The organism is Tumebacillus lipolyticus, assembly GCF_042682745.1.
GTDB lineage: Bacteria > Bacillota > Bacilli > Tumebacillales > Tumebacillaceae > Tumebacillus_A > Tumebacillus_A lipolyticus.
The window spans coordinates 25,831-40,456 of sequence record NZ_JBHUIO010000002.1; the positions used below are offsets into that span (position 1 = coordinate 25,831).

The 14,626-nt window shown below is 53.9% G+C and carries 11 protein-coding genes, 13 tRNA genes and 1 rRNA gene; 24 read left to right on the top strand and 1 reads right to left on the bottom strand.

From position 1 onward, the window contains the following. Nucleotides 1-14 precede the first annotated feature (14 nt). Both hfq and ACFSOY_RS00160 read left to right on the top strand, forming a co-directional pair. Nucleotides 15-245 (top strand): RNA chaperone Hfq, encoded by a 231-nt coding sequence (gene hfq / locus ACFSOY_RS00155; protein WP_038094535.1) that lies wholly within the window; start codon nucleotides 15-17, stop codon nucleotides 243-245. Nucleotides 246-346: 101 nt separating this feature from the next. Then, the gene (locus ACFSOY_RS00160) at nucleotides 347-556 is read left to right on the top strand and encodes a hypothetical protein (protein WP_386043168.1); all 210 of its coding nucleotides are present in this window, start codon (nucleotides 347-349) and stop codon (nucleotides 554-556) included. Nucleotides 557-604: 48 nt separating this feature from the next. Here the strand turns inward: ACFSOY_RS00160 and ACFSOY_RS00165 are convergent, their stop codons facing one another. Then, nucleotides 605-1,156, bottom strand: a complete 552-nt coding sequence (locus ACFSOY_RS00165) for an Hsp20/alpha crystallin family protein (protein WP_386043170.1) — start codon at nucleotides 1,154-1,156, stop codon at nucleotides 605-607. Between the two features lie 251 nt (nucleotides 1,157-1,407). Between ACFSOY_RS00165 and ACFSOY_RS00170 the strand changes: the two genes are divergently transcribed. From ACFSOY_RS00170 to ACFSOY_RS00275, 22 genes are all read left to right on the top strand, one after another. Beyond that, nucleotides 1,408-1,483, top strand: a tRNA-Trp gene (locus ACFSOY_RS00170). Between the two features lie 23 nt (nucleotides 1,484-1,506). Beyond that, nucleotides 1,507-1,581 (top strand) — tRNA-Gln (locus ACFSOY_RS00175). A gap of 346 nt (nucleotides 1,582-1,927) precedes the next feature. Then, a complete protein-coding gene (locus ACFSOY_RS00180; RefSeq protein WP_386043172.1) occupies nucleotides 1,928-3,631 on the top strand; it encodes an FAD-dependent oxidoreductase in 1,704 nt (567 codons plus the stop codon). Between the two features lie 456 nt (nucleotides 3,632-4,087). Beyond that, a tRNA-Leu gene (locus tag ACFSOY_RS00185) sits at nucleotides 4,088-4,170 on the top strand. Between the two features lie 23 nt (nucleotides 4,171-4,193). Further along, a tRNA-Arg gene (locus ACFSOY_RS00190) sits at nucleotides 4,194-4,270 on the top strand. Between the two features lie 29 nt (nucleotides 4,271-4,299). Beyond that, a tRNA-Ala gene (locus tag ACFSOY_RS00195) sits at nucleotides 4,300-4,375 on the top strand. A 4-nt stretch (nucleotides 4,376-4,379) separates the two neighbouring features. Then, nucleotides 4,380-4,455, top strand: a tRNA-Asn gene (locus tag ACFSOY_RS00200). Nucleotides 4,456-4,459: 4 nt separating this feature from the next. Beyond that, nucleotides 4,460-4,536 (top strand) — tRNA-Glu (locus tag ACFSOY_RS00205). Between the two features lie 72 nt (nucleotides 4,537-4,608). Then, nucleotides 4,609-4,684, top strand: a tRNA-Val gene (locus ACFSOY_RS00210). A gap of 18 nt (nucleotides 4,685-4,702) precedes the next feature. Next, nucleotides 4,703-4,778 (top strand) — tRNA-Met (locus ACFSOY_RS00215). 4 nt (nucleotides 4,779-4,782) lie between these two features. Continuing rightward, nucleotides 4,783-4,859 (top strand) — tRNA-Asp (locus tag ACFSOY_RS00220). A 22-nt stretch (nucleotides 4,860-4,881) separates the two neighbouring features. Further along, a tRNA-Ser gene (locus ACFSOY_RS00225) sits at nucleotides 4,882-4,972 on the top strand. A gap of 3 nt (nucleotides 4,973-4,975) precedes the next feature. Beyond that, nucleotides 4,976-5,049 (top strand) — tRNA-Gly (locus ACFSOY_RS00230). Nucleotides 5,050-5,054: 5 nt separating this feature from the next. Continuing rightward, nucleotides 5,055-5,131 (top strand) — tRNA-Ile (locus ACFSOY_RS00235). A gap of 25 nt (nucleotides 5,132-5,156) precedes the next feature. Further along, a 5S ribosomal RNA gene (gene rrf, locus ACFSOY_RS00240) occupies nucleotides 5,157-5,273 on the top strand. Nucleotides 5,274-5,727: 454 nt separating this feature from the next. Further along, the gene (sspK, locus tag ACFSOY_RS00245; protein ID WP_386043174.1) at nucleotides 5,728-5,901 is read left to right on the top strand and encodes a small acid-soluble spore protein K; all 174 of its coding nucleotides are present in this window, start codon (nucleotides 5,728-5,730) and stop codon (nucleotides 5,899-5,901) included. A gap of 124 nt (nucleotides 5,902-6,025) precedes the next feature. Beyond that, nucleotides 6,026-9,178, top strand: coding sequence for an MMPL family transporter (locus tag ACFSOY_RS00250; RefSeq protein WP_386043176.1), 3,153 nt, complete (start codon nucleotides 6,026-6,028; stop codon nucleotides 9,176-9,178). Nucleotides 9,179-9,229: 51 nt separating this feature from the next. Next, nucleotides 9,230-9,811 carry a TetR/AcrR family transcriptional regulator gene (locus ACFSOY_RS00255; RefSeq protein WP_386043178.1) on the top strand — a complete coding sequence of 194 codons (582 nt, stop codon included), beginning with the start codon at nucleotides 9,230-9,232 and terminating at the stop codon, nucleotides 9,809-9,811. 70 nt (nucleotides 9,812-9,881) lie between these two features. After that, complete coding sequence (gene mnmA, locus ACFSOY_RS00260; protein ID WP_386043180.1) at nucleotides 9,882-11,006, top strand: tRNA 2-thiouridine(34) synthase MnmA; 1,125 nt, start codon at nucleotides 9,882-9,884, stop codon at nucleotides 11,004-11,006. 187 nt (nucleotides 11,007-11,193) lie between these two features. After that, nucleotides 11,194-13,206, top strand: a complete 2,013-nt coding sequence (locus tag ACFSOY_RS00265; protein ID WP_386043182.1) for a PAS domain S-box protein — start codon at nucleotides 11,194-11,196, stop codon at nucleotides 13,204-13,206. Nucleotides 13,207-13,277: 71 nt separating this feature from the next. Next, on the top strand, nucleotides 13,278-13,556 hold the full coding sequence (locus ACFSOY_RS00270) for a hypothetical protein (protein ID WP_386043184.1): 279 nt from the start codon (nucleotides 13,278-13,280) through the stop codon (nucleotides 13,554-13,556). 343 nt (nucleotides 13,557-13,899) lie between these two features. Continuing rightward, nucleotides 13,900-14,523 carry an HIT domain-containing protein gene (locus ACFSOY_RS00275; RefSeq protein ID WP_386043186.1) on the top strand — a complete coding sequence of 208 codons (624 nt, stop codon included), beginning with the start codon at nucleotides 13,900-13,902 and terminating at the stop codon, nucleotides 14,521-14,523. The last annotated feature ends 103 nt before the right edge of the window (nucleotides 14,524-14,626 follow it).

The following is a 14,626-nucleotide window of genomic DNA, read 5'->3' on the forward strand; positions in this document are numbered from 1 at the left end:
TGGGGGTAAATACATTGAACAAACAACAGATTAATATCCAAGATCACTTTCTGAATCAAATCCGCAAGGATAACATTCCGGTGATCATTTACCTCGTGAACGGATTTCAAATTCGCGGGGTTGTCAAAGCGTTTGACAACTTCACGATCATCGTCGAGTCAGAAGGAAAGCAGCAAATGGTCTACAAGCACGCGATCTCTACGTTTACCCCAATGAAAAACGTTAGTTTCCACGCTGCTGAATAAGCGTTGAGATAGAAAACGCTTGGGAAGTGTTCCTTTGGAGCACTTCTTTTTTTATTTTCGCTCGATTTGGGGAAAGCTAGGCGTGTGTGAGGTGAACATCTGTGCCGAAACAGGAAGATCAGCAGCTGCCGGAGATGAGCGTCGATCATATCTTCTCGATCCTGGAAGATGTCCAGACGGCGAAGCTCCCCGTCTCCGATGCGGTCGATTCACTGGCCTACTGGTATCACGAGGCGTTTCAGACCGGAGAGATCGATGTCGAAGAGCCGTCCGATGCCGATCTGTTCGCAGGAGAAGACATCTGGACATAGCGCGAAAGGACCGCATGTAGTCGATGCGGTCCTTTCCTTTCCGGTGCATCAAAAGGTGATCGGCACGCTGTGGCCGCGAGGTTTGGACCCCCTGCGCATGTCTTTGATCATCCGAATCTCAAGCAGGCCGTTCTTGTATTGTGCGCGCGTCTGCTGGGGGCGCACCCGATGTGGAAGTGAGACGCTTCGCTCAAAAGAACCTCGAAAGCGCTCGTTCAAGTGGAATCGATCCTGGCTGAAATTCCCAAACCGTCCGGCGAGATTGCCGGAGACGGTGAGCTGATCAGGCTGGACGTCCACTTTGACATCGTTCGCCGATTCGAGACCGGGCACTTCCACGACCGCGACGACCTCTTGCCGGGTCTGATAGATATCGATTCGAGGGGGCATGAGCCCCTGTGTGACATCGGTGCCGTGCAGACCCTGTCCACCGAACAAACCTTGCCAGTCGGGCATCGACTGCAGTTTGTTCAGCTCGGTCATCGGCAATTGCTTCATCACGTTTTGTAAAAATTGCGGGCCGAACATTCGGCGGAGAGATTCATTCATGTTGCCAACGTTGCGCATCTGTTCAAACTGACTTCCGTTGTTGTTCACCATTGTTCCGACCTCACCTTCCTTCATCATGTGCAGTTTATGCTAGAAAGAGCAGGAAAGGTGCGACCGTGAAGGAGCGCTTCTGAAGCAGAAAATGAAAAATCTCGGCTGAAAAATGAAGCTCTTGAAGCGTTTTTTCGGTTCAGGAGCTTGAAAAGAGGTCAGGTCCCATGATACATTTGTTTTCGTCAGATGGACAAAATCATCTTGACGGTGTAAGTGGGATGTGTTAGATTAAATCCCAGCAATGATACAGGGGCATAGTTCAGTTGGTAGAACGTCGGTCTCCAAAACCGAATGTCGTGGGTTCGAGTCCTGCTGCCCCTGCCAACTTTTATTACAATCTCGCTCGATGGGGAGTCGCCAAGCGGTAAGGCAACGGACTTTGACTCCGTCATGCGAAGGTTCGATCCCTTCCTCCCCAGCCAACTTCCATGTTGCTCGTATCGAGTGACTCAAGCGACAGGAACCAATCGAATCGTCCGAACAAGCACCCCTTTGCGGCGCATCGAGTATGCGAGTGAAGGGTTTTTTTGTGTTTGCAGATCATCAGCTATGGCGTGAAGTGATAAAAGGGTGGAGAGGAGGTGGATCGGTAGTGGTTGATGCTCAGCCGGATCATCGAGGTTAGGGAGACCGATTGGTGTTCGCGGTTGTTGCACAGGGAGTTGGATTACCTGGCTTATATTTTATGAAAATTATAATTTACAAATACATATAAACGTTATACTATCGAGGTACAATCAAAATTTGTTTTGTGGAGGGTTGGTTTTCTTGAAAAAAATCGCAAAATCGCTTTCCTCCATCACCATTCTTACCGTGCTGGCAGTGCCGCTGTTTGCGACGGCAGCAGAGGCGAAGACGATCGTCATCTATGGTGATACGATGGCAGGTGTGGCCGCTGCCGCAAAAGCAGCATCGAACGCACCGACGCATCAAGTCATCCTGATCGCGCCAGGAACTTCGAGCAAACTTGGAGGGCTGGGGACTGTTGGCGGTCAAAACTTTTACGACACAAAAAAATGGTATAGCCCGAGTCTGGGAACGACCGATCATCCGCAGAAAGGCACTTTCGCTTGGTGGTATTCACAAGTCGGGCAGTTTTACAACACCGACACGCTGGCGAGCAGAATGGCGTCCGACCTTGCGAAGTATTCGAACCTTTCGATCATCTGGAACTCTGACATCGAGAGCATGACCACCGCCACATCGCCCTATCGCGTGACCGGGCTCAACCTGAAAAATGTAGTCCGCAACTCGACGACAGGCTATGTCACGTTTGGCACCACCACGAGAACGGTGACAGGAGATGTGTTTATCGATGCATCTGACGAAGGGCGTCTTGCACGCCTCTCGAACTGGGGGGGAACGACCGGACGTTTCGACTGGCCGTCAAACTATCTCGATGCGGATGAGACGGGCGTCAATGGCAAAGCGCGTCAGCAGGCGACAACGCTGATGTTTAAAGTGAAAAATGTGAACTGGCCAACCGGGGTAAGCTACCCCTATACGAATGGCGACATGATCTTCACCGTCGATTCGTCGACAGGCGCACGGGCGCTGTACGGCGGCAAAGATACGCTCAACACCTCGGCGACCGTCAAATCATTCAACGACACCTGGGGGCCGCAAGGGTATGCGATCAAGCCGATGAACATCGCGGAAAACGGTCCGAGCTCCATCTCCAACGGCGAATGGTGGGTCAACACGCTGCTCGTGTTCAACGTTGACGGACGTGCCTACGAAAAGGACAGAGGAACCTCGCGCTTTCCGAGCAACATGCGCTCCGATTATAAGACGGTCGATCAAGCTTGGGTTGCAGCGCGTGATTTTATCGCCACTCCCAGCTTTTTGACGGCGCTCAAACAGTTCAAAGGCCTCGAAAATGCGCAGTTGGTCTACGATCTGTCTGGCAAACCGGTCGTCGGCGATGTGATGTACCTGCGCGAGTCGATTCACAATTCGAACAGCTCGACAAGCAACGCGAACGGCACGGAGAACTCCAACTATGAGTTGACGACAAGCGAGAGCATCGGCGCGGGCAACAGTGCGACAACCGGTACGGACACCGGAAACTACAGCACGCGGATCGGGCTGTCCTTCTACAACTCGGATATTAACGCCTACAAGTATAGCGACATGAAAAATGCGTCGGGCAGTTATATTTGGCCGGTCACCAACGCGCTGCGCCCCGACCTTTCGTCGACGCCTGCCAACAACCCGGCGTACGTGCCTTACAAAGCGCTGACCACCAGCTATGTCGCCAACCTGCTCCTACCGGGCTATGCGGTCGGCACCTCATCTTACGGCTGGTCGGAGCATCGCGTCCTGCCCAACCTGACCGTCTTCGGGGATGCGGCAGGTGTGGCGGCTGCACACGCGGTCAACACCAGCGTCAACCCGCTGTATTTCACTTCCTCCGACATTTCGAGTGTCCAAGCGAAGCTGAGCAGCACAGGTGCGCGTCTCGATAAGTAAGCGCCGACAACATCCGGTTCCGTCGCGAACCGGATGTTCTTGCGTTTGGGGAACCTGTTGAAGATCGGTTGCGTCAGACTGGGGGTGCAATGTCGATTGCGCATTGGCGAGCGGAAGCAGGTGAGTCGTGACAGTCACTATATAATAGCCGGCGTTTGCCATTCGCTTTGAGGTCGAAGGCTGGGGATGCGAGCTGCGGTGAACCACCGTCAGAGACGATCCGAAAAGAGGATCTCTGCAGAGAAGAGAGGGCGATAATCAGAAGGCTGTTCATCAATTGGAGTCTGCCAGAATAACGGAAAGGAAAGCGCAACACAATCGAGGAAAATATTTTTACACACAACCTCTTGCATCTTCCGTGAAAATCATGTATATTAGTTTTCGCAGGCAACACTGGGCACTCGGTGCTGAGTGGCTGATGGAAAAAGTGTTCCTGTCGAAGCGTAAAAGCTGTGAGCGGATGTGGCGGAATTGGCAGACGCACTGGATTTAGGTTCCAGCGGGCGACCGTGGGGGTTCGAGTCCCTTCATCCGCACCATGTTTTCACAAGCAACCTATTTTGTGCCCTTAGCTCAGCTGGATAGAGCGTTTGACTACGAATCAAAAGGTCAGGAGTTCGAATCTCTTAGGGCACGCCATAAAAGTCGGCACGTGAGTGTCGACACTTGGGGGTATAGCTCAGTTGGTAGAGCACCTGCCTTGCAAGCAGGGGGTCAGCGGTTCGAATCCGCTTATCTCCACCAAGATTCCTCGATAGCTCAGTTGGTAGAGCGCCCGACTGTTAATCGGATGGTCACAGGTTCGAGTCCTGTTCGGGGAGCCATCATGGCCCGTTGGAGAAGCGGCTTAACTCACCGCCCTTTCAAGGCGGCATTCACGGGTTCGAATCCCGTACGGGTCACCATGTTTTTTAAGGAAGGCCAACTAAGGACGCGACGTCCTGTCGCAACGTTGGCACTAGTACGTCCTGTACGTCGGAGGTTTAGCTCAGCTGGGAGAGCATCTGCCTTACAAGCAGAGGGTCGGCGGTTCGATCCCGTCAACCTCCACCATTTTTAACCTAATATTGTCGCGGGGTGGAGCAGTTGGCAGCTCGTCGGGCTCATAACCCGAAGGTCGCAGGTTCGAGTCCTGTCCCCGCAACCAAGCTGGAGCTGTGGTGTAGAGGCCTAACATGCCTGCCTGTCACGCAGGAGACCGCGGGTTCGAATCCCGTCAGCTCCGCCATATTTACAAGTAAGAATGATACGGAGAGTTGGCCGAGTTGGTCGAAGGCGCTCCCCTGCTAAGGGAGTATACTGGAAACAGTATCGAGGGTTCGAATCCCTTGCTCTCCGCCATCTGCGGATGTAGTTCAATGGTAGAACTTCGGCTTCCCAAGCCGACAGCGTGGGTTCGATTCCCATCATCCGCTCCATCTATGGGCCCATAGCTCAGTTGGCTAGAGCGCACGACTGATAATCGTGAGGTCGGAAGTTCGAATCTTCTTGGGCCCACCATTTGTTACATTTCACATCCCCATAGTCTAGTGGCAATGTCGCGGAGGTCACACCTGTTCCCATCCCGAACACAGAAGTTAAGCTCCGCAGAGCCGATGGTACTTGGACCGCAGGGTCCTGGGAGAGTAGGTCGCCGCTAGGCGAGAAAAGACTCGATCTGAAAGGTCGGGTCTTTTTTGTTTGCAGAGGAAGTAGAAGAAGTGCCGCGTTCGGAGCGGAGCGGAGAACCACCGAAGCGAAAGCGAAGGTATGGTACTTGGACCGCAGGGTCCTGGGAGAGTAGGTAGTCGCTAGGCGAGAGAAGACCCGATCTGATCGATCGGGTCTTTTTTGTTTGCAGAGCAAGTAGAAGAAGTGCCGCGTTCGGAGCGGAGCGGAGAACCACCGAAGCGAAAGCGAAGGTATGGTACTTGGACCGCAGGGTCCTGGGAGAGTAGGTCGCCGCTAGGCGAGAAAAGACTCGATCTGAAAGATCGGGTCTTTTTTGTTTGCAGAGGAAGTAGAAGAAGTGCCGCGTTCGGAGCGCAGTCCTTCATGAACAGCTCATGTTCTCCTTTCCGCTCGGGAACGATAGACTGGAAAGGGGGAATCGATACATGCGCAACAAAGACAACCACCCGGGCAATTTTGGCGGACCGAAGCGTTTCAAGAACCCAAAGGCAAAATCGGAATACGCACCGCTTCGACCAGACGGTTCGATCGCACCGCGCCCGCAAGAGCGGATGCACGAAGGAGCAACGCATCACGATTTTCCAAATGAAAACTCATGAGTCTTTCAACCTGAGCCATCGCGCTCAGGTTTTTTGTTGACACGGTGTCATTTTGGGAGGTATAGTACAGTTGTGATTGGAAATGACACCATGTCATTGTTTTATCAGAGGAGGGGAGAGACCTTTGATCGAAGCATGGATTCGCAGCTTGGCCAAAGCTCGCTGGTTTGTGCTGATCTTGTGGGTGGCGCTGGTCGCAGGTTCGATCTTTGTCCTGCCAGATCTAGGTAAGATCGTGCAGGAGACCGAAACTGCCTTTGTGCCATCCGATGCAGAATCGGAGCAGGCGAAGCAACTGCTGGAGAGGATTGCAGGAGACGATCAGGCGCAATCGACCGCGATCGTCGTCATGCACCGCGACGGCGGACTGACCGACAGCGACCGCTCATGGCTGAAAGACAAATGGGAAGAGCTGAAGCGAGACAAGGACAGTCTCGGCATCCAAAATACCCAAACAGCCTTTGAGGAACCGCTGTTGGCCGACAAGTTTGAAAGCAAAGACAAATCGACGCAGATGCTCTTGGTCGGCTTCCCGCGCGAAGATGCGGCAGAAGTGACGCAGGAGAGCGTTGACAAGGTTCGCGAACGTTTGGAGGCACCACCGGAAGGCGCAACCGCGTACGTGACTGGCGGCGCGGCGATCATGAAAGACTATATGACGACCTCGCAAAACGGTTTGCGCAAGACAGAATACCTGACGATCGGTCTGGTGCTCGGCATTCTGCTGCTCGTCTTCCGTTCGCCGATCGCACCGTTCGTACCGCTTTTGACCATCGGGTTGTCATTCGTGCTATCCCGAGGTCTCGTCGCGCTGGCGACCGAGTTTGGAATGCCCGTCTCATCCTTTACAGAGACGTTTCTGGTGGCCGTGCTGTTCGGCGCGGGTACCGACTATTGCATTCTGCTCATCCATCGCTTCCGAGAGGAGCTGGCGAACGGGTTAGACCGGGTGGACGCGTTGGTAAAAACGATGCGGACAGTCGGCAAGACGGTCATCTTTTCCGCATCGACCGTCCTGATCGGCTTTTTCATGATCGGGTTTGCTAAATTTGGCCTCTATCAGTCGGCGGTCGGCGTGGCGATCGGCATGGCGGCAACGCTGATCGCAGGGCTTACGTTGACGCCAGCCTTGATGGTGATCTTGGGGCCGAAGATGTATTGGCCGTTCCAGATCAAGCCAGGTCAAGGGCATGGTGACAGCAAACTGTGGAAAGGCATGGCAGGTCTCGTTTCGAGAAAACCGTTGCTCGTGCTGTTGATCACGGTGATCGTGCTTGCACCGTTTAGCCTGTTGTTTCAAAATCAGCGGTCGTTTGACGAGATCGCCGAGATCGATCCGGAGATCGGCTCGGTCAAAGGATTCCGCACGATCGAAAACGCGTTTTCTTCTGGCGAGATGTTCCCGGTGACGGTGGCTGTGACCAGCGATGAATCGATGCGCACCGCAGAAGGTCTGGCAGCGCTGGAGAAGATCTCTGCAAACGTCAGCCTTGTGCCGAACGTGAAAGAGGTGCGCAGCGCTGCTCGACCGCTCGGTCAACAGCTGGAAGAGCTTGTGCTCACCCATCAGCTCGGCCAAGTGAACGATGCGCTCGGCGATATGAAGTCTGGGGTCACCGAGCTAAAGGACGGCCTGTCCGAAGCGGCAAGCGAGCTGACGAAGGGCTCCGGCGGCATCGACGAACTGCAGACCGGACTGAACACGCTCGCTTCGAAACAGCGGGAAGCGGCGTCTGGCACCGAGCAGATCGCAAACGGTCTGCAAAAAGGCGCGGCAGACGTGCAGGCTGGCTTGCCGAAGTTTAAAGAGCTTGGCGACGGGCTTGGTCTGATGAAGGAAAACACAACGCAGATGCAAAGTGGGCTCAGCCTTGTACAAGGTGGGCTTTCCCAGACGGAGCAAGGTCTGCAAGCGACAGAAAAAGGGCTCGGCGATCTGACGCAGACGGCAGGCTCGATGTCGAGCGACCTGCAAAAATTGCTGGCAGCCTATCCGCAGCTGGCAAACGACCCCACCTTCCAAGCTTTGCTGCTCAAGCAACAAGGTGTGGCGCAAGGGCTGACCTCTGCGCAGGAAGGGCTGCATCAGATCAACCATGGGATGCCGCAGCTGGTCGGCAGCACCGGCCAGATCGCCGGCGGTCTCGGCAAGCTGGCTGAAGGTCAGGGGCAGATGCAAGCGGGCATCTCGGCGCTTCCTGATCAGTTCAATCAGCTTGCAAAAGGGCTGAATCAATCGGTGTCGGCGCTCAACCAAGTGACGGACGGACAGAAACAGCTGGCCGACGGCACGGCACAAGCGGGCAATGGGATCGGCGACCTGAAGTCTGGGCTGACGGAGCTGAACAAAGGGCTCGGCGCAGGAACCGATGCGCTCGGTCAGATCGCCACAGGTCTGACCGAGGTGAAGGACGCTCAGTCGGGCATGGTGGAAAATGGGGCGAAGCAGATCAACGGCTGGTACCTGCCGCCAGACAAAGTGAATGACTCAGAGCTGAAGCAGGCGTTCGACACCTACCTGTCTCCAGATGGCAAGGTGGCCAAGGTGGAAGTGGTGCTGTCGATCAACCCGTACTCGAATGAGGCGATGGGGATGCTCGATCAGATCCGCAGCGCGATCGAACAGGGAACGTGGGGCACCGCCCTGAAAAAACCTGAAATCAAATTCACCGGCACGACGGCGAAGTATGAGGAGCTGGAAGGGATTTCGAAAGCGGACTTTTTCCGCACGGGGGCGTTGATCCTCGTCGGGATCTACATCGTATTAGCCCTCTTGCTGCGCTCGGTGCTCGCGCCGCTCTATCTGCTGATCTCGCTCGGGTTCTCCTATCTGGTGACGATGGGGATCATCGAGTGGATCTTTGTCGATCTGCTCGGGCAGCCAGGGCTGTCGTGGACCGTTTCGTTCTTCGCCTTCATGCTGCTCGTAGCGCTTGGCGTCGACTATTCGATCTTCCTGATGGCTCGCTTCCGCGAGGAGTATGCACAGTCAGAAAATGTGACGAACGCGATGAAGCGGGCGATGACCACCACAGGCGGTGTGATCATCTCCGCTGCGGTGATCATGGGCGGCACGTTTGCTGCGTTGGTCTTCTCTGGCGTTTCCTCGCTGGTGCAGATCGGTGCGACCGTCCTGCTCGGGCTGGGCATCTACACGACGATCGTCATGGGCCTGATCGTTCCGGCGATGGCGATTCTGTTTGGGGAGGCCAACTGGTGGCCGCTCAAGCGGGCGAAAAAGACTTCCGCTCAGAAAGAGCAAGCGGTACAATACTAATCAAAGGGGCGTAACCACGCCCCTTTTTTCTAAAGATTCGAGGTGTGACCATTGCAAGCGCAAAAAAAAGAAGCGCGTCAGGAGCGCATCCTGACAGAAGCGGCTCGGCTTTTTGTAGAAAAAGGGTATGAGCAGACCACCGTGAGCGACATCGTCAAAGCTTGTGAGATGGCGCGCGGCACGTTTTATCTCTATTTTGACTCTTTGGAATCGGTGCTGACCGAACTGTTCAGAAAGACGACCGACCTGCTCTGGGAAGAGGTCGAGCGGATCAGGGGGAACAGCTTGGTGGAAGACGGAGTGCTGAAGACGATCATCACGTCGATCTTTCACTCGTTAGCCGAGAAGAAGGAGCTTTTGCAAGTCTATCGCTCGGGCGGTGGACGTGAGTTTCAGATGTTTAAATACCGCGTCTTTTGCGAGATTCTCGGCACTCGCGTCGTCGATCTGATCCAGCAAGGACAGAATGTGCAAGAGCTGCGCAGCTGCTCTCCAGAGCTGGTGTCGCAGATGATCATCTCATTGATCGACCAGATGGCCTACTATGCGTTGGTGTTAGAGGAAGGTGCGCACGACCGCGAACGAGTGATCGAGGAGCTGTGCGACTTTATCCTGCACGGGATCGCAAAATAAAAGCTTGTCAAGATGGACAACATAGCATAATGTACAGTCAGAATACAAGTTTTGAGAATTGGGGATGTATATGAGCAAAAAACCGGAAGAAACTCGTGTGGTTGTGGGCATGTCCGGCGGTGTCGACTCCTCCGTCACCGCTTGGTTGCTCAAACAGCAAGGATATGATGTGATCGGCGTCTTTATGAAAAACTGGGATGATACGGATGAGTTTGGCCATTGCACCGCCGAAGATGATTTTGCCGATGTGCGCCGGGTGTGTGACAAGATCGGGATTCCCTATTATACGGTGAACTTTGAAAAGGAATACTACGCGAAAGTGTTCTCTTACTTTCTCGACGAATATAGAAAGGGGCGCACGCCCAATCCTGATGTCCTCTGCAATCGGGAGATCAAGTTTAAAGAGTTTCTCGATGCGGCGCTCGATCTGGGCGCAGACTATATCGCGACGGGGCACTATGCGCGCGTGGTCAATCAGGAAGGCGAGTATCAGCTCCTGCGCGGCGTGGATCAGAACAAGGATCAGACCTATTTTCTGAACCAGTTGAACCAATACCAACTGTCGAAAGCGATGTTTCCGATCGGGCATCTGCCGAAGCCAGAGGTGCGCAAAATTGCGGAAGAGGCAGGGCTTGCGACGGCGAAGAAGAAAGACTCGACCGGCATCTGTTTCATCGGCGAACGCAATTTCAAAGAGTTTTTGAGCAACTATCTGCCCGCACAGCCTGGGGAGATGCAGACGCTTGCTGGCGTTGTGAAAGGTCATCACGATGGGCTGATGTACTATACGCTAGGTCAGCGTCACGGCCTTGGCATCGGCGGCTCTGGGGAGCCGTGGTTTGTCGTCGGGAAAGACTTGGAGCGCAACGTCCTCTATGTGGAGCAGGGCGAGCATGAGGAGCTGTTTTCAAGCGGACTGTTCGCGACCGATCTCAACCTGATCGCAGAGGCGAATCGCCCGCGCACCTTTTCCTGTACAGCTAAGTTTCGCTACAGACAGCCAGACCAAGGTGTCACCGTGCATGTGCGGGAGGACAACACCTGCTTGGTCTCGTTTGACGAGCCGCAAAAGGCGGTCACACCAGGCCAGTCTGTCGTCCTCTACGACGGGGATGTTTGTCTGGGGGGAGCGACGATCGATCAGGTTTTCAAAACGGCGGCCGAGTTGGAGCGGGCGCTCAACGAACAGAAATAAGCGATTGGAAAGCCATCGGCAGAATGCGGCCGATGGCTTTTTTGTGTGGTTTATAATTTGTGAAAACTTCAAAATGAGTAACTATCAGGAAGGATAAAATAATTATTTGTCGAAATTGACTTACGATTGATCGATGCTTAATCCGATCGGATCTCAAAGCAACTTGAACCGAGTAAGGAGCTTTGCTATGAATGACTATTTGGAAGCACGGAGAGCGGGGAGCAAGCGAATCGCGGGTGGGATTGCCTTGACCATTTTGATCGTCAGCGGCGCATGGCTGTTGGGGAGAGAGCGGCTTGGGGACGCAACTGCGAATCATTGGTTCGACTGGCTGTTCGTGCTGTTTTTAACCATCGTAATCTTTGGCTATGTGCAACTGAAAGTCGGGTCGCTGTGTCAGTCCTTTCAGCTCAGCCGATCGCTTTTTGAAAACAATCCAGGCGCTGTCTTCACATTTGACCTCAACGGGCGTTTTCGCGAGGGCAATCGCGCTTGTGAAAAGATGACCGGCTTTTCGATCGCAGAATGGACGACGTTGTCGATCCGCACGCTGCTGTCTCCAGAAGCGTTCGAGCGGACGTATGAACACTTTCAAAAAGCGGTGCAGGCGATTCCGCAAAAGTTTGAATTGAACCTGATCCGAAAAGATGGGCTTCGCATCTTGATTCACGTTCACCTGATTCCGATCATGATCAAAGGCAAGGTGGTGGGCGTCTATGCGCTGGCAAAGGACATCACCGAGAAGCGGAGAGCGAAAGAAGAGCTGCGCGCAACGAAGCAGCAGTTAGAATCGTTCGTTTCCAATTCGCCAGACGCGATCTACATGTGCGATCTCGATGGACTCGTCTATCAGATCAACAGCGGTTTTGAGCGAATGTTCGGCTTGAGGGGAGCGGAGATCATCGGCGAGAAAATTGAGCGGATCATCCCCGATGAGCTGGTTGTGGATGAGCAGGAACGAATCAAAGAAGTGTGGGCTTCCAATTGGGAGTACAACTGCATCGACACGATCAGAAAGCACCGGGATGGCCGACTGTTGTATGTCAACCTGACCTTGGCGCCCGTTCACGACAGCAATGGATATCTGGTCGGGCTGGTCGGAACGGCACGCGATGTGACGATCCGAAAAAGGATGGAAGAAGCGTTGCGACAGAGCGAAGCGAAATACAGGCTGATCACCGAGAACATGTCAGACCTGATCGGCGTCTCCGATCTGGAGGGCGTGCTCGAATATGCGTCGCCATCGTTTCAGGAGGTGACCGGATACAGCCCGGAGCTGCTGGTCGGCGTAGCGCCGTTCATCCTGTTTCACCCAGACGATATCGCCAAGATGAAACAGGTGCTCGCGGCGGTGGTGGTGGAGAAGCAACCGTTTAGGATCCAGTTTCGCATCAGACATCGAGACGGTCACCTTCTGCTGATCGATGCGAACAATGCGCCCGTTCTGAACGAAGAGGGCGGAGTTGAAGGCGTTGTGATCGTAGGGCGCGACATCACCGAGCGAGCAAAAACGGAAGAGCTGTTGCGCAAGTCGGACAAGCTGTCGGTGGTAGGCGAACTGGCGGCAGGTGTGGCGCATGAGATTCGCAATCCGCTCACCTCGATCAAAGGCTTCGTCCAGCTCTTGCAAGCGCGTGATTCGAACAGAGCGCACTATTATGACATCATGAGGTCGGAGCTTGACCGAATCGAATTTATCATCAATGAATTTCTCGTGCTGGCCAAGCCACAGGCGATCCGTTATCAACAGACAGATGTGCGAAGCCTGCTGCAAAGCATTGCGGTATTGCTCGACACGCAGGCGATCTTAAACAATGTGCAGATTCGAATCGAATCGGAGCAACACCTTCCGCTGATCGAATGTGAAGAAAATCGACTGAAGCAAGTGTTTGTCAACGTGATGAAAAATGCGATGGAGGCGATGCAAGAGGGCGGTCAACTGCTGGTGGAAGTGATCAAAGAGCACGAGGATCGAGTGTTGCTCCGCTTTTCAGACACTGGTTGTGGTATCTCAGAGTCAAGACTCTCGAAGCTTGGGGAGCCGTTTTATACGACGAAAGAAAAAGGTACGGGTCTTGGCCTGCTCGTCTCGTACAAGATCATCGAGGAACATCATGGCACGATCTCGGTGCAGAGTGCCGTCGGCAAGGGAACGGTCGTCGAGATTCGACTGCCGATCAATCGATGCGAAATCCTATAGGCGCAGCTCGTGTCGCATCGAAAAGTCGAACACTGCGCATCGTGAGGCTGGACTTCACCCGTTGCGCAAAGATGAAGAGCCATATCGACGACCGTATCTGGTTGTCGGTACGGCTCTTCTTTGCTGAGAGAGTCGAACAGAGGACAGATGGGGGTGATGTGGGGGTGATGCAGGAGGGATGCAGGAGAGATGCAGGAGAGATGCAGGAGAGATGCAGGAGGGATGCAGGAGGGATGCAGGAGAGATGCAGGAGAGATGCAGGAGAGATGCAGGAGAGATGCAGGAGAGATGCAGGAGAGATGCAGGAGAGATGCAGGAGAGATGCAGGAGAGATGCAAGGAGAGATGTAGGAGAGATGTAGGAGAGATGTAGGAGAGATGTAGGAGAGATGTAGGAGAGATGTAGGAGAGATGTAGGAGAGATGTAGGAGAGATGTAGGAGAGATGTAGGAGAGATGTAGGAGAGATGTAGGAGAGACCGGTAAGCGCCTCGCTCAATCAGCAGTTTTCAACTAGGATCGCCTGCTTGCTTCTCAACAAGGTGAGCAAAAGGAGCTTCGAAATAACAAAAGACTGATAATTGCAATAATATTTAATCGGATTTTTCCATTCGAGGAATGATGCGACTCAGATACTGGATTTTGATGTTATATTTGGTAGAATAAGAGAATCGAGAAGGGGAGAGTGGAGCGAAATGGTTGCAAAATGGCTGTTCCGATTGGCAAGATCGCGCATGATGGGAAAGTTTGTCGGCTATTGGTTTCAGTACGGAAGCTTGCTACTCCCCGTCAAAAAAGTGTTCACATCATCTGAAGTGGTCAGTTTTTTCCACCCGCGGCCCTCCTATCCGAATCATCTGCTGCTCGTCCCCAAGCGGGCGATTCGTTCTTTGAACGAGCTGGCACAGCGAGATCACCATCGCTTTTTTCTCGCAATTTTGGCAGCGGCGCGAGAAGTGGCCAGCCAGCGGGGGATGTCAGACTATGTGCTATGCTCGAATGGAGGGGCGCGCCAAGAGGTGATGCAGGTACACTTCCATCTGTTCGCCGGAAACGGGTGGGCGAACGCGCCGCAGGACTTGGGATCTGTCCTGCTAGAGGATGACCGCGTGATCGCCTGCGATCACCCGCAGGCAAGCTGGGAGACGCACCTGGTGATCGAGAGCAAGCAACGGCTGTGGGAGGATGTGATCGAAGCTTTGCCTGCTGTGGTGGAATCGCGCAGGCTGCTCGAAAACGGTTATACGGTCGTCGTGCCACCTGCAGGTGATGGTGCTTTGCATCTGATCGCAGGAAAATGGCGGGGCGATTCTGCCTAGCGAGAGCTGTTTTCTGAACAGCTTGGACAAAAGGGCGAGCGGGCAAAAACGGAGGAGAAAGCTGCGTTCGATCCCTGCTGCGAATCAACTTGAAAACAGGATG

Coding starts and splice junctions, on each gene's coding strand:
- ACFSOY_RS00270 (WP_386043184.1), top strand. CDS start 13,278: ATGAAGAGCCATATCGACGACCGTATCTGGTTGTCGGTACGGCTCTTC.
- ACFSOY_RS00165 (WP_386043170.1), bottom strand. CDS start 1,156: ATGGTGAACAACAACGGAAGTCAGTTTGAACAGATGCGCAACGTTGGC.
- ACFSOY_RS00265 (WP_386043182.1), top strand. CDS start 11,194: ATGAATGACTATTTGGAAGCACGGAGAGCGGGGAGCAAGCGAATCGCG.
- sspK (WP_386043174.1), top strand. CDS start 5,728: ATGCGCAACAAAGACAACCACCCGGGCAATTTTGGCGGACCGAAGCGT.
- ACFSOY_RS00275 (WP_386043186.1), top strand. CDS start 13,900: ATGGTTGCAAAATGGCTGTTCCGATTGGCAAGATCGCGCATGATGGGA.
- mnmA (WP_386043180.1), top strand. CDS start 9,882: ATGAGCAAAAAACCGGAAGAAACTCGTGTGGTTGTGGGCATGTCCGGC.